The following is a 16,764-nucleotide window of genomic DNA, read 5'->3' as shown; positions in this document are numbered from 1 at the left end:
GGGGCTCTGCCCGGCCCGTGGCCAGGACGCCGTTCTACCCCCGGCTTCCGGCCAGACGACAGAGTCTTGGGCTCCTCGCCGAACGCCTGATGCGTCGGCTCCTTGCCCAGGTGACGGATCGGTTCGGCGCCCCTGCGGCTGATCGACATCTCGTCGAGCCGGTTGGGCGTCTTTCCGCCAATTTTCCACGCGCACGCACATCCCCCCACGGGACAGTTCTCGGGTGCGCGACGACTCCGGGCACTACTCATTTGTCGTCCGGACCGGGCCCCCACCCGATCCGAGCGCCCCCCTTATCACACTGCGCCCGGACGGAGAATGTAGCGCACATGGAGGACCTGTGCGCTCGCGTCTCATCTGTGACTCATCATGACGAGTGCATCGGTGGCCGGAATCCATCCCTCCTTGGGGCACTGAAGCCAGCCCTCCTCGTCCGTGAGCTCGATGGCCGCTCGTCGAAGCGCGTCGAATCCCGGATGCACCAGCCCCTTCCGCCACACCAGTGACACGGGTGACAGGGGAACGGGGTCGACGAGGGGTCTCCGTACCGTTTCGGGCATGGCCGGAAAATCCACTACGGCGAGGACGGGGTTCCGTTTCTTGGCCATGATCCGCTGGAACTCCTCGGCACCGATGGCCACCGGCGCGGGCGGCGCGAGTTCGATGCCGCGTCCCTCGAACAGGTGACGCGCCAGATCGGTCCACTCCAGCGTCCGGGGGTTTCCCGCACCCGCGTACACGGTCTCCCCCGCGAGCGCGTCCAGCGGTACCTCGTCCAGGGCGGCGAGGTGATGCTCCTCGGGCAGTACAACGGCCATCGGCTCGTACCGTACGGGCTGCTGCTCCAGCCGGGCCCGCACCACCGGGTCGAGCCCGGCGAACCGACCGAACGACGCGTCCAGCCGACCGGCGAGCAGCTCCCCCGCCGCTCCCGTCAGCCCGCTCTCGAAGCGGGCCATCAGCTCACTGCCGGGGGCGAGTTCGCGGGCCCGGTCGAGGATCCGGCTGGAGATGAGCCCCGGGGAATTGACGTCGACGAGCAGGGGCCGCGCTTCACGCGGGCCGCGCGCGAACACGGCCAGCAGCGCGTCCTGCGCCTCCAGCACGCGCCGCGCGTACGGCAGCAGCCGCTCGCCGTCCGCCGTCAGCGTCACCTGCCGGGTGGTCCGCACGAACAGCTCCGCCCCGAGCTCGCGCTCCAGCCGCCGGATGTCACGGCTCAGCGCCTGCTGAGCGACGTACAGCCGGGCGGCGGCACGCGTGAAGTGCAGTTCCTCGGCGACGGCGAGGAAGGCGCACAGGAGGCGGGGGTCGAGGTGAGTCGCACCCGGGCTCGCGCCCTCTGTCGACTCTGGGCGTACGAAGTCCGCGGGCATCCGGCGAACTTACAACGCAGGTGCGTCAATCGCGACGGAGTAAGTGTTGGACCGCTCACGCCGTCCCGGGCGACGGTTGATCCATGCCGCACCGGACCACCGAACAGACGCCCCCGCCCCTCTACACCGTCACAGGAGACACTCTGGTGGCCGTCGACTTTCAGCCGCGCCGGCGGGCGGCTCGGCACCACCGGACACCCCGGTCCCCGTACCACCGCCTCTTCGCCACCCCCGGCGCCCGCGCCTTCACCCTCGGGAATCTCATCGCGCGGCTCCCCATGGGCATGTTCAGCGTGAGCGCGGTCATCATGATCGCGGGTTCGCGGGGCTCGTACGCGCTCGCCGGCGCCGTCACGGCGACCGGACTGGCGGCGACGGCGGTGGTCGCCCCCTGGACCGCGCGTCTGGTCGACCGGCACGGTCAGGCCCGTATCGCCGTGCCCGCCACGGCGTTCGCCCTGCTGGGCGGCATCGCGCTGGTGCTGTGCGTGCACTACGGGGCGCCGGACTGGACCCTCTTCGTCGCGTACGCCGCCACGGCCACGACGCCCAACACGGGTGGCATGTCACGCGCCCGCTGGGCGCACCTCTTCAAGGGCGACCCGGCCGCGCTGCACACCGCGAACTCCTTCGAACAGGCCGCGGACGAGCTGTGTTTCATGCTGGGCCCGGTGTGCGCGGCCTTCCTGTGCGGGACGTTCTTCCCGGAGGCGGGCACGCTGGTCGGGGGCGTCCTGCTGATGACCGGCGTCCTGATCTTCGCCGCCCAGCGATCGACGCAGCCGCCGCCCCAGCGGCGTACGAAAGCCGTCGGGTCCCCCGTCCGGGCCGCCGGAATGCCCGCCCTCCTCCTCGGATTCCTCGCCACCGGCGCGGTCTTCGGGTCGATGGAGGTCGTCACGATCGCGTTCGCCGACGCGCAGGGCCACAAGTCGGCCGCGGGCGCGGTCCTCGCACTGCAGGCGGCGGGCTCGTGCGTGGCCGGGCTGCTGTACGGCGCATCGAAGCCGGCCGGTCCGGCCGAACGGCGCTACCCGCTGTGCGTCGCCGCGATGACGGTGATGATGACCCTGCCGCTGCTCGCGGCCTCCCTGACGGGCTCCCTCCTGGTCCTCGCGGGCGCCCTGCTCATCGCCGGGACGGCCACCGCCCCGACGATGGTCACCGGCATGACCCTGGTCCAGCGCCGCACCCCCGAGGGCCGCTTGAACGAGGGCATGACCCTCGCGGTGACCGGCCTCCTCGGCGGGATCGCCTGCGGTTCGGCGGTCGGCGGGTGGGTGGTGGAGCACGTGTCGACTGCGGCGGGGTACGGGGTTCCGGTCACGGCGGCGGCGCTCGCCCTCGCGATCGCGACGGTGAGCGCCGCACGTCATGCGGTACGCCACGCCGCGCGGCGTCCGGCACGAGGCTGAGCGCAGACGCCCATGCGCGGCGCGGGCAACCCGCTGGGCACACGCCCTGGCCTGGGCCCTGATCGGTGCCGACCCCGGTTTGTTTTCGCCCCCTCCGCCCCTACCCGTCCCGTACCCGGGGCTCCGCCCCGGACCCCTTGGGTTGCCTCTCGGCTGCGGGTGAGTGGGGGCTTGTCGCGCAGTTCCCCGCGCCCCTTGAGGGGCGAACGGAGCCCGACCCCCGCTGTCCGACCCGCCGAACCCCCGCCCCAATTCCCGCGCACCCCATTGACGCGTCCACGGCCCCCACATACCTTCCCCCGTCGAAGCGCTTCGACGTCACGCATCGAAACGATTCGACGAACGCTGCGTGGCGATCCTGGAACCCATCCAACTCCCCTGGAGGCAATGGATGTTGACGACACGAAGGCGTGCGGTGGCGACGGCGGTGGCCCTGGCGGGGACGCTGCTGCTGGCCTCGTGCGGCGGCTCTGACAGCGGTGGATCCGACGGCAAGACGTTGAAGCTGTGGCACTACGAGGGACCCGACAGCGCGATGGGCGTGGCCTGGAAGGAGGCCATCAAGGAGTTCGAGGCGAAGCATCCCGGCGTGAAGGTGAAGTTCGAGGAGAAGGGCTTCGAACAGATCCAGAAGACCGCCCCGATGGTCCTCAACTCGAACGACGCGCCCGACATCATGGAGTACAACAAGGGCAACGCGACCGCGGGCGCACTCTCCAAGCAGGGCCTGCTCACCGATCTGACCGCCGAGGCCACCAAGCGCGGCTGGGACAAGGAGATCAGCGGCGGCGTACGGACGATCAGCCAGTACGACGCCGACGGGGTCATGGGCTCCGGGAAGTGGTACGGCGTGCCCAACTACGCCGAGTACACGATGGTGTTCTACAACAAGGACCTCTTCAAGAAGTACGGCGTCGCCGAGCCCACCACCCTCGACGAACTCACCGCCGCGATGGACAAGTTCGTCGCGAAGGGCATCACCCCGCTCGCGAACGCCGGCGCCGAGTACATGGCCCAGCAGTACCTCTACCAGCTGGCGCTGTCGAAGGCCGACCGCTCCTGGGTCGACAAGTACGAGCTCTACAAGGGCAAAACGGACTTCCACGACGCCGCCTGGACGTACGCCGCCGAGACCTTCGCCGACTGGGTGAAGAAGGGCTACATCAGCAAGAAGTCCACCGGCACCAAGGCCGAGGATGCGGGCGTCTCCTTCATCCAGGGCAAGAGCCCGATCCTGTTCAGCGGCAGCTGGTGGTACGGCCGCTTCCAGACGGAGAACAAGTTCGCCTGGGACACCTTCCTCTGGCCGGGCAGCAACCTCACGCTCGGCTCCGGCGGAAACCTCTGGGTCGTCCCCAAGGCCGCCAAGAACAAGGAACTCGCCTACGACTTCATCGACATCACCATGTCGAAGAAGATCCAGAACCTGCTGGGCAACAAGGGCGGCGTCCCCGTGGCCGCCGACCCCGCCGCGATCACCGATCCGCAGTCCAAGTCCCTCATCGCCCATTTCAACGCCCTGTCCGGCAAGGACGGACTGGCCTTCTATCCCGACTGGCCCGTCGCCGGCTTCTACGACGTCCTCGTCTCGGAGACCCAGAAGCTGATCACGGGGAGCGAGAAACCGGATGCCTATCTGAGCGCCTTGCAGAAGGCGTACGACAAGGGTCTACCGAAGACATGACGGTCACCGTCGAGCGGGGCGGCCGGGTGATCCACAAGCAGCACGAAGTGAGGCACCCGCGCCGCCCCCGCAACTCCTACGCGCTCTTCCTGCTCCCCGGCTTCCTCGCCTTCCTCGCGGTCGTCGTCGTCCCGTTCCTGATGAACACCGGCGTCAGCTTCACCGACTGGCAGGGCGTCGGCTCCCCGAAATGGTCGGGGCCGGCCAACTACCGTGAGCTGATGGACGATTCCGAGTTCTGGGCGTCCTTCCGGCACAGCCTGTTCATGGTCGTCGCCATGGCCGCGATACCGACCGTCATCGGACTCGTCCTCGCCGCCGCCCTCTTCGACTTCGTCGGCAAGCACTTCGGGACCAGGACGGCCGCGGTCCTCCGCGCCTGCTTCTACCTCCCCCAGGTCCTGCCCATCGCCGTCGCCGGCATCGTGTGGAGCTGGATCCTCGCGCCCGACAACGGCTCCCTGAACGAGCTGCTGAAGGCGGTCGGCCTGGGCTCCTGGCAACAGGACTGGCTCGGGGACCCCGACATCGCCCTCTACAGCGTCATGGGGGTGATGGTGTGGGTGCAGATCGGCTTCCCCCTGGTCGTCTTCATGGCGGGGCTGCAGCGCGTCGACCCGCAGCTGTACGAGGCCGCCGAGCTGGACGGCGCGGGCTGGTGGCGCCGCTTCTGGCACATCACGCTGCCGCAGATCAGACCCGAGATCTACGTCGTGCTGCTGTGGTGCACGATCGCCGCGCTCAAGGTGTTCGGAGCGGTGTACGTCCTCACCAAGGGCGGCCCCGGCGGCGCCACGGACGTGCCCTCCTACTTCTCCTTCACCACCTTCTTCGAGAAGACCCAGGTCGGCTACGGCGCCGCGATCTCCACTGTGCTGACGGTGATCATCCTCGTCCTGGCGCTCATCGGCCTCACCTTGCAGACCCGTGCCGAGGACGCCGAGGAAGGGATCCGCGCATGACCGCCCTACGCCGCTATCCGGTGCTCGTCGCGCTCGTCATCGCGGCCCTGTTCATGGTGCTGCCGTTCCTCATCGTCGCGATCAACGCGATCAAGTCCCCCGCCGAGTACTCGGAGCACGGGCCGCTCAGCCTGCCCCGGGGCTTCTACTTCGACGGCATCAAGGACTTCTGGGAACGCGTCGACTTCGGGCAGAAGCTCATCAACTCCGTACTGATATCGGGCTTCGTGGCGATCGGGGCCGCCGTCCTGTCCGTCCTCAACGCGTACGCGATCGGCATCGGCCGGATCAGAGGCCGCACCTGGGTCCTCGCCTTCTTCGTGCTGGCGAACATGCTGCCGCAGGAGGCGCTGGTCTATCCGATCTACTACCTGAGCAAGCAGGCGGGTCTCTACGACACCCGGCTCAGCGTGATCATCGTGTTCACGGTCGTCCAGGCGGCCTTCGGCACGTATCTGCTCTCCTCCGTCCTCGGGCAGTTCCCGCGCGAGATCATCGAGGCCGCCCGGATCGACGGGGCGAACAAGTGGCAGGTGCTGTGGCGGATCGTGGTCCCGGTCAGCCGCCCCACCATCGGCGTGCTGCTCGTCTTCTTCTTCATCTGGACCTGGAACGAATTCCTGCTGCCCCTGGTCATGCTGATCTCCAACGACAACCAGACGGTGTCGGTGGCACTCGGCGTCCTGCAGGGCCAGCGCCTGATGGACGCCACGATGACGAACGCGGCCGCCCTGCTGGGCGTCCTCCCCGCCATCGTCTTCTTCCTCGTCTTCCAGCGGACCCTCACCCGCGGCATCGCCGTGGGCGCGGTCAAGTAAGGGGTGCGGGCGTGAAGTTCACCGACGGCTACTGGCTGCTGCGCGAGGGTGTCACCGCGGCCCACCCGGTCGAGGTCCTCGATGTGACCTCCGGGCGCGGCGGCCTGGAGATCCACGCGCCGACGCAGCCCATCCGCCACCGCGGCGACCTGCTGAAGGGACCGGTCGTGACGATCAGCGCGCACGCGCCGATGCCCGACGTCATCGGCGTCACGTTCACGCACTTCCAGGGCGAGGAGCCGAGGAAGCCCCAGTTCGAGCTTCACACAGCGGAGTTCAGGGCCCACGCCGAGTACGACGACGAGCACGCGACCCTCACCGCGGGCGCGCTGTCGGTCCGGGTCGCCCGCACCACGCCCTGGCACATCGACTTCCTCGCCCACGGCCGCACCCTCACCACCAGCGGCCCCAAGGGCATGGGCATCATGCGGGACGCGACCGGCGCCCACTATCTGCGCGAGCAGCTGAACCTGGGCGTCGGTACGCAGGTCTTCGGTCTCGGCGAGCGCTTCGGGCCGCTCGTCAAGAACGGCCAGGTCGTGGACATGTGGAACGCCGACGGCGGCACGGCGACGGAACAGGCGTACAAGAACGTCCCCTTCTATCTGACGGACGCGGGGTACGGCGTCTTCGTCGACCACCCGGGCCGGGTCTCCTTCGAGGTCGGCTCGGAGGCGGTCTCCCGGGTCCAGTTCAGCGCCGAGACACAGCAGTTGACGTACTACGTCATCTACGGGCCGACCCCGAAGGACATCCTGCGCAAGTACACGGCACTCACCGGCCGTCCGGCCCTGCCGCCCGCCTGGTCGTTCGGACTGTGGCTGTCGACGTCCTTCACCACCTCCTACGACGAGGCCACCGTCACCTCCTTCATCGACGGAATGCGGGAGCGTGAACTGCCGCTCTCCGTCTTCCACTTCGACTGTTTCTGGATGCGCGAGTTCAACTGGTGCGATTTTCAGTGGGATCCGCGGGTCTTTCCCGATCCGGAAGGGATGCTGGCCCGGCTGAAGGACAAGGGGCTGCGGATCTGCGTATGGATCAATCCGTACATCGCCCAGCGGTCGCCGCTGTTCGCGGAGGGGCGGGCTCTCGGGCATCTGCTCAGGCGGCCGGACGGCAGCGTCTGGCAGTGGGATCTGTGGCAGCCGGGCATGGCGCTCGTCGACTTCACGAGCGAGGAGGCCCGGCAGTGGTACGCCGCCAAACTGGAAGCGCTGCTCTCCCAGGGCGTCGACTGCTTCAAGACCGACTTCGGCGAACGGGTCCCGGTCGATGTCGCCTACGCGGACGGCGCCGACCCCGAGCGGATGCACAACTACTACACCTACCTCTACAACCAGACCGTCTTCGATGTGCTCCGCAAACACCGGGGCGAGCAGGAGGCCGTCGTCTTCGCCCGCTCGGCGACCACCGGGAGCCAGAAGTTCCCGGTGCACTGGGGCGGCGACTGCGAGGCGACGTACGAGTCGATGGCCGAGTCGCTGCGCGGCGGGCTGAGCCTCGGGATGTCGGGGTTCGGGTTCTGGAGCCATGACATCGGCGGGTTCGAGGGGACGCCGACGCCCGCGCTGTTCAAGCGGTGGATCGCCTTCGGGCTGCTGTCCTCGCACAGCAGGCTGCACGGTTCGTCCTCGTACCGCGTGCCCTGGCTGTTCGACGAGGAGGCCGTGGACGTCCTGCGGCTGTTCACCCGGCTGAAGCTCGGCCTCATGCCCTATCTGTACGAGGCCGCCCGCGCCGCCCACACGGAGGGCGTGCCCATGATGCGGGCGATGGTGCTCGAATTCCCGGACGACCCTGGGTGCGCGCATCTGGAGCGGCAGTACATGCTCGGTCCCGATCTGCTGGTCGCGCCCGTTTTCAGCGACGACGGGGATGTCTCGTACTACGTGCCCGAAGGCACCTGGACCCACTTCCTGAGCGGGCAGACGGTGGCCGGCCCGCGCTGGGTGCGCGAGCGGCACGGCTTCCTGAGCGTGCCGCTGCTGGTGCGGCCGGGGGCGGTGATCCCGGTGGGCGCGGTGGACGACCGGCCCGACTACGACCACGTGGACGGGGTCACCCTGCGCGCGTACGGCCTGGAGCGTGGCGCGCAGGTCACGGTGCCGGTGGGCGGCGTGACCTTCACCGTCGTACGCGAGGGGGACACCCTGCGGGCCTCGTCCAGTGACCCCTCGGCGCCCTGGGGGCTGGCCGTGGGCGGGCGTGGGGTGCGGGCGAAGGCCGGGACGGGCTTCCTGTCGATGGAGCTGAACTGAGCATGGTCAAGATCACCGATGTGGCACGGCACGCCGGGGTGTCCCCGAGCACCGTCTCGTACGCCCTCAGCGGCAAGCGCCCGATCTCCGAGGAGACCCGGCAGCGCATCGCGGCGAGCATCCGTGAGCTGGGCTACCGGCCGCACGCGGGTGCGCGGGCGCTGGCCAGCAGCCGGTCGAACGTGCTGGCGCTGGTCGTGCCGCTGCGGGCGGGCATCCATGTGCCGGTCGTGATGCAGTTCGCGGTGTCGGTGGTGACGGCTGCGCGCCGACACGACCACGACGTCCTGCTGCTCACCCAGGAGGAGGGCGAGGACGGGCTGCGTCGGGTCGCGGACACCGCGCTGGTGGACGCGCTGATCGTGATGGACGTCCAGCTCCACGACCCCCGGCTGCCGTTGCTGCGCGCGCTGGACCGGCCGTCCGTTCTCATCGGGTTCCCCGCGACGCCGGAGGGGCTGACCTGCATCGACCTGGACTTCAAGGCGGCGGGCGAGCTGTGCGTCGAGCGCCTTGCGGGGCTCGGGCACCGGGTTGTGGCGCTGGTCGGGTCGCCGCCCGAGGTGTATGTGCGGGGGACGGCGTTCGCCCAGCGTGTGGTGGAGGGGTTCACCGCCGCCGCCGACCGCAACGGACTCGCCTCCTCCGTCCACCCCTGCGAGGCGTCACCCGGCGCCGCCCGCCGGGTCGCCGAGCAACTGCTGCGCGAACAGCCGGCGTTGACCGGTGTGGTCGTGCACAACGAGCCGATCCTCGAGCCGCTGATCGACGCCTTCGAGCAGCTCGGTCTGCGGGTCCCCGGCGATCTGTCCGTCACCGCCATCTGCCCGGACGAACTCGCCGAGGGCGTCCGCGTCCCCGTCACCTCCATCGCCATCCCGTCCGCCGAGGTGGGCGCACGGGCGGTGGAGCTGCTGATGAAGAAGCTGGGCGGCACCGATGTGCCCGAGGCGACGCTGCTCGCTCCCCGGCTGACGGAGCGGGCGAGCACGGCCTGCCGTGCGGCCCCGTGAAGTGCCGTTGAACCGCCCGAGTGCAAGGCCCTAGCCGAAGGAGCCGTGTCATGAAAGGCAAGAGAAACAAGGGAAGACAGGGAAGGCGGAGAACCACGGTCCTCGTCGCGATGGCCCTGATCGCAGGGCTCGGCGCCACCGTGCCGGCCGCGGCGGACGACCCCGCGTACGCGTTCCGCGATCCGCGGCTCTCCGTCGATCAGCGTGTCGACGACCTGCTGGGCCGCCTCACCCTCGACGAGAAGATCTCCCTCCTCCACCAGTACGAGCCCGCGATCCCCCGCCTCGGCATCCAGGCGTTCCGCACCGGCACCGAGGCCCTGCACGGCGTCGCCTGGCTGGGCAAGGCCACCGTGTTCCCGCAGGCGATCGGGCTCGCGTCGACCTGGGACCCGGCGCTGATCGAGCGGGTCGGTTCGGCGGTCGGCGACGAGGCGCGCGGCTTTCAGCAGGAGCGCCCGGACGGCTGGGGCCTCAACCTCTGGGCGCCGGTGGTGAACCTGCTGCGCGACCCGCGCTGGGGACGCAACGAGGAGGGCTACTCCGAGGACCCGTACCTCACCGGTTCGATCTCCACGGCGTACGGCGACGGCCTGACCGGCGGCGATCCCGACCATCTCAAGGCGGCCCCCACGCTCAAGCACTACCTCGCCAACAACAACGAGGTGCACCGCGCGACCACGTCCTCCGATCTGCGCCCGCGCGTGCTGCACGAGTACGACGAGGCGGCCTTCGAGCCGGCGATCGAGGCGGACGCGGCGACCGGGGTCATGTCCTCCTACAACCTGGTCAACGGCCGCCCGAACACGGTCGATCCGGACCTGAACGACGTCGTACGGTCCTGGACCTCGCGCGATCTGCTGAACGTCACCGACGCCTTCGCCCCCGGCAACCTGCTCCCCGCCGCCCAGAACTACTACCCCACGCTCGCGGAGGGTGACGCGGCCGCGCTGAGGGCCGGCATCGACAGTTTCACGGACAACAGCGCGGACTCCGGCCCGACGGTCACGGCCGTCAACTCGGCCTTGAAGCAGAGCCTGCTGAAGGAATCGGACATCGACACGGCCGTCTCCCACGTCCTCGCCGTCCGCGTCCGGCTCGGCGAATTCGATCCGAACGGCGGCAGGTACGGCTCCATCGACAAGTCCGTGATCGACAGCCCGGCCCACCGGAAGCTGGCCCGCGAGGCGGCGACCGAGTCGGCCGTGCTGCTGAAGAACCAGAACGCGCTTCCTCTGAGGAAGTCCGCGAACGACGTGGCCGTCGTGGGCCCCCTCGCCGACACCCTCTACACCGACTGGTACTCGGGCATGCTGCCGTACGCCATCACCCCCAAGCAGGGCATCGAGGCGAAACTCGGCACCTCGGTGGCGAGCAGCGAGGGCGCGGACCGCATCGCGCTGAAGGACACGGCGACGGGGAAGTACGTCACGGCGGGGACCTCCGACGCGGGAGCGGCTCTCAAGGAGAGCGCGGAGACCGGCGCGGCCGCCCAGTTCGACGTCTTCGACTGGGGCTCCGGCATCGTGACCCTGCGCTCGGCCGCCAACGGCAGATACGTCGGCTACACCTGGTCGAACTTCGTCAACGACCAGGTGCAGCCCAACGGTTGGTACGTCCAGCAGCAGTTCAAGCTGGAGCGCCAGGACGACGGCACGTATCTGCTCCGGTACGCCGGATACGAGACCGCCGAGTCCTGGTGGTCGAACCCCGTCTACCTCGGCCCGACCGGCGACGACGGCACCCTCGGCCTGGTTCCCAAGGAGCGGGCCGCGCACTACACGAAGGACGTCGTCCGCAGCGGGGTCGACGAGGCGGTCGCCGCGGTGAAGGGCAAGGACACGGCGGTGGTCGTGGTCGGCTCGATGCCCTCGATCAACGGCCGCGAGGACCACGACCGCACCGACATGGGACTCGCACCCTCGCAGGAAGCCCTGGTCAAGGCGGTGCACGCGGCCAACCCGAAGACAGTCGTGGTCGTCGAGAACAGCTACCCCACCACCCTCGGCGCCCTCCAGAAGGAGGTCCCGGCCCTCCTGTGGACCACCCACGCGGGCCAGGAGACCGGCAACGCCCTCGCCGACCTCCTCTACGGTGACGCGAACCCGGCGGGCCGCCTCACCCAGACCTGGTACCGGTCGGAGTCCGACCTCCCGTCGATCCTCGACTACGACATCATCAAGTCCGACCGCACCTACCAGTACTTCAAGGGGCAGCCCCTCTACCCCTTCGGCTACGGCCTCTCGTACACCTCCTTCCGCTACGGCGCGCCGAAGCGCGTCGACGGCGGGTACGAGGTGGCCGTGACGAACACCGGACACCGCGCCGGCGACGAGGTCGTCCAGCTGTACACGCACCAGCGGATCTCGCGCGACAAACAACCGCTGAAGCAGCTGAAGGCGTACGCGCGGGTGTCGCTGAAGCCCGGCGAGACGAAGACGGTGACCTTGAAACTGCGCACGAAGGACCTCGCGCACTGGGACGTCACGCGTTCCCGGTGGGTGGTGGAGAGCGGCACGTACGACGTCCTGGTCGGCGCGTCCTCGTCCGACATCCGCGCTCGTACGACGCTGACGGCGCACGGCGAGACGATCCCCGCCCGGGATCTCGCCGAGGTGACCCGCGCGGAGAACTTCGACGACTACGCGGACGTCCGACTGGTCGACGAGTCGAAGGCGCGGGGGACGGCGGTGGGTGCCTCCGCCGACGGTGCCTGGCTGAAGTTCGCGGACGCCCGGCTCGGTTCGGGGCCGGCGGGCTTCACCGCACGGGTGGCGGGCACCGCCTCCGGCACGGTCGAGGTCCGTCTCGGATCCCCTACGGGCACGCTGGTCGGTACGGCGCACACGGACGGCACGGCATCGGCGTACGACTACGAGACCGTGACCAGCGCCCTGACCTCGGCGGCGAAGGGCCGCCAGGACGTGTATCTGGTGCTGAGCGACGGTCTGCGCCTGTCGACGTTCTCGCTTCGCTGAAGCCCCGCAGAAAGGAAAAAGCCCCGCTGCCACGGCAGCGGGGCTCGACCCACATGGGATGAGTGGAGATGGCGGGAATCGAACCCGCGTCCAACGGTGCAAAATCAGGGCTTCTCCGTGTGCAGTTCGCTGCGATTTTCTCGGCCCCGGCGATCACGCGAACAAGTCGCCGACGGGCCCAGCCACTGTTTGATTTCCTCCTACACCCCGTGACCGGGTCTAGGAGTTTAGTTCCCTAGCTGATGCCAGGATCCGGGTCGGGAACAGCCCCGGGCTGACACTTCGCAAGTCGCTACTTAGGCAGCGAGGGCGAAGGAATCGCGCTTGGTGTTGGCGATTATTGTTTGCGACATATGGTTTACGAGATCATTGCCGCTTCCTCGACACGCTTCCCCTGCTTCAACAGCCGCTGTCGAAACCGATCATCCCCATGTTGATTTTTCAAAGGTGGATTCGCTGAGAACTCGGCGAACCCGGTGTCCCGTCACCAGCGGGACTGGTCCATCGTACGTGACCAACGCGGCCGGGTGCCAGCGTATTCCCTCCGGCCGCGCGGCTACTCGCCCCGCTGCTTGCGCTTCGCCGCCGCGATCGCGCGGTCCGACTCGCGCCGGTCCTGCTTCTCACGCAGTGTCTGCCGCTTGTCGTACTCCTTCTTACCGCGGGCGAGCGCGATCTCGGCCTTCGCGCGACCGTCCTTGAAGTACAGGGCGAGGGGCACGATCGTGTGACCCGTCTCCTGGGACTTCGACTCCAGCTTGTCGATCTCCTCGCGGTGCAGCAGCAGCTTGCGCTTGCGGCGCACGGAGTGGTTGGTCCAGGTGCCCTGGCTGTACTCGGGGATGTGGGCGTTGTGCAGCCACGCCTCGTTCCCGTCGATCTGGACGAAGCCGTCGGTCAGCGAGGCCCGTCCCTGGCGCAGCGACTTCACCTCGGTGCCGGTGAGCACGAGCCCGGCCTCGTAGGTGTCGATGATCGCGTAGTCGTGCCGCGCCTTCTTGTTCTGGGCGACGATCTTGCGCTTGCCGTCCTTGGCCTTGGCGGAGGCCGCCCCGCCCTGCTTGGGCTGGGACTCTTTCGGTACGTACATTCCCTTGCTCATAGTGCTGGCCATTTTCGCACTACAGGGGGGTCAGGGGGAAAGCCGATTACGAATCCGTCGAACGGTCGCTCACGAGAACCGCGAAGGTCGGCTACGACTCGTCCCCGAGCCCGCTCAGTACCGTCTCGGCCCGCTGCAGGGACCCCTCTTCCGCCTCCAGGTCGGGGGTGATGCCCCGGCCGTCGACGCCGCGCCCGGAGGGGGTGCGGTAGTGCCCGACGGTCAGCTCGGCGACGGAGCCGTCGGGCAGCCTGCTCGGCATCTGGACCGAGCCCTTGCCGAAGGTCCTGGAGCCCACGACCACCGCGCGGCCGCGGTCCTGGAGGGCTCCGGTGAGCAGTTCGGCCGCGCTCATCGTGCCGCCGTCGACGAGCGCGACCAGGGGTCTGGCCGTGTCACCGCTGGGGTCGGCGTGCAGGGCGCGCTGCTCGCCATTGACGTCGTAGGTGGCGACGAGGCCGCCGTCGAGGAAGGCGGAGGCGGCGGTGACGGCCTCGGTGACCAGGCCTCCGGAGTTGCCGCGCAGATCGAGGACGATTCCGGCCCGCCGGGGGGCCTGGGCGACGGCGGTCCGTACGAGATCGCCCGAGCCCTTGGTGAAGGCGGCGACCTTGATCACGGTGACGCCGCCGGGGAGCTTGTGGACGGTCACGGAGTCCGTGGACAGCTTGGCCCGGCGCAGTGTCCGGCACCACGCGCGCGTGCCGCGCTCCAGGCCGAGGGCGACCTGCGTACCGGCGGCGGCGTCGTCCGCGTCGCCGCGTAGTAAGGAGACGACCTCGGTGACCGGCCGGCCGTCGACCTTCTCGCCGTCGATGCTGCGCAGCCGGTCGCCCTTGCGGATTCCGGCGGCGGCCGCGGGCGAGCCGGTCTGCACGCGGGTGACTTCGATCCGCCCGTCACGCTCGCGCCGGGTCCAGAGCCCGACGCCGGTGTACTGGCCGTCGAGGGCTTCCTCGAACTCCTCGTACTCGCCCCGGGAGTAAACCGCGCCCCAGCGGTCGCCGCTGCGGCTGACGGCGCGCTCGGCGGCCTCCATGGGCGACTTGCCGTCGGCCATCGCCTCGGCGGCGGCCTCGGTGACGTCCTCGTGATGGCCCGTGAGCGTCGAACGGGAGGGGGACGAAGGGGATTTCCGGCCCGGGTCGGAGAAGGATCCGGTCGCCGCACCGGTGACGAGAACGCTCGCGAACAGCAATGTCAGGGCGGCCCCGCGGCGGATGCGGCGGGGCTGACAGAACAGGTCACGGCCTGACATGCCGGTGAGTCTAGGACAACGCAAAGGGCCGTACCGCCGGTTGGCAGTACGGCCCTCTTGGCATGCGTCACACCTTCAGGTACTTGCGCAACGCGAAGAACGCGGCCAGCGCGGGCATCAGCAGACTCGTCGCGAGGATGAGCGGCAGCTTCGTCAACACGGCGTCCCAGCCGATGAAGTTGATCAGATTCAGCTTCTCGGACAGGGCCAGCCCATGATCGATGATGAAGTAGCGCGCGACCAGCAGGAATCCGCAGGCGACGCCGCCGCCGATGAGTCCGGCGACCGCGGCCTCCATGATGAACGGCGCCTGGATGTAGAAGCCGGAGGCGCCGACGAGGCGCATGATCCCCGTCTCCCTCCGTCGGCTGAACGCGGACACACGCACCGTGTTGACGATCAGCATCAGCGCGACGACCAGCATCATCGCCATCACCGCGCGCGCCGCCCAGTTCATGCCGTTGAGCAGCCCGAAGAGGTTGTCCAGGATGCCCTTTTGGTCCTGCACGGACTGCACGCCTTCACGCCCGTCGAAGGCGGTCGCGATGACCTGGTACTTCTCCGGGTCCTTCAGCTTGATCCGGTACGACTCCTGCATCTGGTCCGGCGTGAGCGAGCTGGCCAGCGGGGAGTCGCCGAACTGCTCCTTGTAGTGCTTGTACGCCTGGTCCGACGACTCGTAGCTGACCTTCTGGACGACCGAGGACATCTTGTCCAGGTCGGCGAGGATCTGCTTCTTCTGGTCGGCGGTCACCGCGCCCTTGGCGCAGTGGGGGTCGGACTCGGCGTCACTCTTGTTGCAGAGGAAGATCGAGACGTTGACCTTGTCGTACCAGTAGCCCTTCATCGTGCTGACCTGGTCGCTCATCAGGAGCGAACCGCCGAACAGGGCGAGCGAGAGGGCGACCGAGACGACGACCGCGAAGGTCATGGTCAGATTGCGGCGGAGACCGACACCGATCTCCGACAGAACGAACTGCGCGCGCATGGCGTCTTCTTCAGACCTTTCCGTGGACGATGATCAGTGCTGGTAGCCGTAGACGCCGCGCGCCTGGTCGCGGACGAGGCGGCCCTTTTCCAGCTCGATGACGCGCTTGCGCATCTGGTCCACGATGTTCTGGTCGTGGGTGGCCATCACCACGGTGGTGCCCGTCCGGTTGATGCGGTCGAGCAGCTTCATGATGCCGACGGAGGTCTGCGGGTCGAGGTTTCCGGTCGGCTCGTCGGCGATGAGGAGCTTGGGCCGGTTCACGAAGGCTCTCGCGATGGCCACGCGCTGCTGCTCACCACCGGACAGCTCGCCGGGCATCCGGGCCTCCTTGCCGCCCAGGCCGACGAGGTCGAGCACCTGGGGCACGGACTTGCGGATCTCACCGCGGGACTTGCCGATGACCTCCTGGGCGAAGGCCACGTTCTCGGCGACCGTCTTGTTCGGCAGGAGGCGGAAGTCCTGGAACACGGTCCCCAGCTGGCGGCGCAGCTGCGGCACCTTCCAGTTGGAGATGCGCGCGAGGTCCTTGCCCAGGATGTGCACCTGACCGTGACTGCACCGCTCCTCGCGGAGGATCAGCCGCAGGAAGGTGGACTTTCCGGAGCCGGAGGACCCCACGAGGAACACGAACTCTCCGCGCTCGACCTCCAGGGAGACATCCCTGAGAGCGGGGCGGGTCTGCTTGGGGTAGACCTTGGAGACATTGTCGAATCGGATCACGGATGCACCACGGGTCGCCGGGGGTAGGTGTGCGTGACCATACGCGAGTCAGGCGTGCAAGCGCAGGCGCCGGCAGGGGTTGCGAGAGGCTTGTGCGGTTTTGTGCGGGTCTTTGTCCAGGGCTTGACACGGGGACCTGGTGCCGATCTTGGAGACGCCGCAGGGAGCGCCCATGGGGGCGCGGGG

The 16,764-nt window shown here is 68.8% G+C and carries 12 protein-coding genes and 1 other RNA gene; 7 read left to right on the top strand and 6 right to left on the bottom strand.

Features of this window, described 5'->3' with window-relative positions; all coding sequences use genetic code 11:
• Positions 1-353: 353 nt before the first annotated feature.
• Positions 354-1,376 carry a LysR family transcriptional regulator gene (locus tag IEY95_RS05320; RefSeq protein ID WP_189184707.1) on the bottom strand — a complete coding sequence of 341 codons (1,023 nt, stop codon included), beginning with the start codon at positions 1,374-1,376 and terminating at the stop codon, positions 354-356.
• Positions 1,377-1,459: 83 nt separating this feature from the next.
• On the opposite strand from IEY95_RS05320, the gene IEY95_RS05315 reads away from it, so the two are divergent.
• From IEY95_RS05315 to IEY95_RS05285, 7 genes are all read left to right on the top strand, one after another.
• Positions 1,460-2,791 carry an MFS transporter gene (locus IEY95_RS05315; protein WP_189184706.1) on the top strand — a complete coding sequence of 444 codons (1,332 nt, stop codon included), beginning with the start codon at positions 1,460-1,462 and terminating at the stop codon, positions 2,789-2,791.
• 391 nt (positions 2,792-3,182) lie between these two features.
• Positions 3,183-4,475 (top strand): ABC transporter substrate-binding protein, encoded by a 1,293-nt coding sequence (locus IEY95_RS05310; protein WP_189184705.1) that lies wholly within the window; start codon positions 3,183-3,185, stop codon positions 4,473-4,475.
• Entirely contained in the window at positions 4,472-5,437 is a 966-nt protein-coding gene (locus IEY95_RS05305; protein ID WP_189184704.1) for a carbohydrate ABC transporter permease, read from the top strand. Before IEY95_RS05310 ends, IEY95_RS05305 begins: the two co-directional genes overlap by 4 nt.
• Positions 5,434-6,255, top strand: coding sequence for a carbohydrate ABC transporter permease (locus IEY95_RS05300; protein WP_189184703.1), 822 nt, complete (start codon positions 5,434-5,436; stop codon positions 6,253-6,255). Before IEY95_RS05305 ends, IEY95_RS05300 begins: the two co-directional genes overlap by 4 nt.
• Positions 6,256-6,266: 11 nt before the next feature.
• Positions 6,267-8,516: an alpha-xylosidase gene (yicI, locus tag IEY95_RS05295; protein ID WP_189184702.1), complete on the top strand. Its 2,250-nt coding sequence runs from the start codon at positions 6,267-6,269 to the stop codon at positions 8,514-8,516.
• 2 nt (positions 8,517-8,518) lie between these two features.
• Positions 8,519-9,529 carry a LacI family DNA-binding transcriptional regulator gene (locus tag IEY95_RS05290; protein WP_189184701.1) on the top strand — a complete coding sequence of 337 codons (1,011 nt, stop codon included), beginning with the start codon at positions 8,519-8,521 and terminating at the stop codon, positions 9,527-9,529.
• 50 nt (positions 9,530-9,579) lie between these two features.
• On the top strand, positions 9,580-12,507 hold the full coding sequence (locus IEY95_RS05285; protein WP_229702580.1) for a glycoside hydrolase family 3 protein: 2,928 nt from the start codon (positions 9,580-9,582) through the stop codon (positions 12,505-12,507).
• A 60-nt stretch (positions 12,508-12,567) separates the two neighbouring features.
• Here the strand turns inward: IEY95_RS05285 and ssrA are convergent.
• The 5 genes from ssrA to ftsE all read right to left on the bottom strand — a co-directional run bounded on the left by ssrA (position 12,568) and on the right by ftsE (position 16,578).
• Positions 12,568-12,937, bottom strand: a transfer-messenger RNA (tmRNA) gene (gene ssrA, locus IEY95_RS05280).
• A gap of 126 nt (positions 12,938-13,063) precedes the next feature.
• A complete protein-coding gene (smpB, locus tag IEY95_RS05275) occupies positions 13,064-13,597 on the bottom strand; it encodes an SsrA-binding protein SmpB (RefSeq protein ID WP_229702578.1) in 534 nt (177 codons plus the stop codon).
• 103 nt (positions 13,598-13,700) lie between these two features.
• On the bottom strand, positions 13,701-14,867 hold the full coding sequence (locus IEY95_RS05270; RefSeq protein WP_189184699.1) for a S41 family peptidase: 1,167 nt from the start codon (positions 14,865-14,867) through the stop codon (positions 13,701-13,703).
• A 67-nt stretch (positions 14,868-14,934) separates the two neighbouring features.
• Complete coding sequence (ftsX, locus tag IEY95_RS05265) at positions 14,935-15,855, bottom strand: permease-like cell division protein FtsX (RefSeq protein WP_189184698.1); 921 nt, start codon at positions 15,853-15,855, stop codon at positions 14,935-14,937.
• Positions 15,856-15,888: 33 nt separating this feature from the next.
• Positions 15,889-16,578 carry a cell division ATP-binding protein FtsE gene (gene ftsE / locus IEY95_RS05260; protein WP_189184697.1) on the bottom strand — a complete coding sequence of 230 codons (690 nt, stop codon included), beginning with the start codon at positions 16,576-16,578 and terminating at the stop codon, positions 15,889-15,891.
• Positions 16,579-16,764 lie beyond the last annotated feature (186 nt).

Origin of the sequence: Streptomyces albiflavescens (assembly GCF_014645835.1) — a bacterium.
GTDB classification, from domain to species: domain Bacteria; phylum Actinomycetota; class Actinomycetes; order Streptomycetales; family Streptomycetaceae; genus Streptomyces; species Streptomyces albiflavescens.
This window is presented reverse-complemented; position numbering and strand designations above follow the sequence as displayed.

Coding starts and splice junctions, on each gene's coding strand:
- IEY95_RS05320 (WP_189184707.1), bottom strand. CDS start 1,376: ATGCCCGCGGACTTCGTACGCCCAGAGTCGACAGAGGGCGCGAGCCCG.
- IEY95_RS05315 (WP_189184706.1), top strand. CDS start 1,460: ATGCCGCACCGGACCACCGAACAGACGCCCCCGCCCCTCTACACCGTC.
- IEY95_RS05310 (WP_189184705.1), top strand. CDS start 3,183: ATGTTGACGACACGAAGGCGTGCGGTGGCGACGGCGGTGGCCCTGGCG.
- IEY95_RS05305 (WP_189184704.1), top strand. CDS start 4,472: ATGACGGTCACCGTCGAGCGGGGCGGCCGGGTGATCCACAAGCAGCAC.
- IEY95_RS05300 (WP_189184703.1), top strand. CDS start 5,434: ATGACCGCCCTACGCCGCTATCCGGTGCTCGTCGCGCTCGTCATCGCG.
- IEY95_RS05290 (WP_189184701.1), top strand. CDS start 8,519: ATGGTCAAGATCACCGATGTGGCACGGCACGCCGGGGTGTCCCCGAGC.
- IEY95_RS05285 (WP_229702580.1), top strand. CDS start 9,580: ATGAAAGGCAAGAGAAACAAGGGAAGACAGGGAAGGCGGAGAACCACG.
- smpB (WP_229702578.1), bottom strand. CDS start 13,597: ATGTACGTACCGAAAGAGTCCCAGCCCAAGCAGGGCGGGGCGGCCTCC.
- IEY95_RS05270 (WP_189184699.1), bottom strand. CDS start 14,867: ATGTCAGGCCGTGACCTGTTCTGTCAGCCCCGCCGCATCCGCCGCGGG.
- ftsX (WP_189184698.1), bottom strand. CDS start 15,855: ATGCGCGCGCAGTTCGTTCTGTCGGAGATCGGTGTCGGTCTCCGCCGC.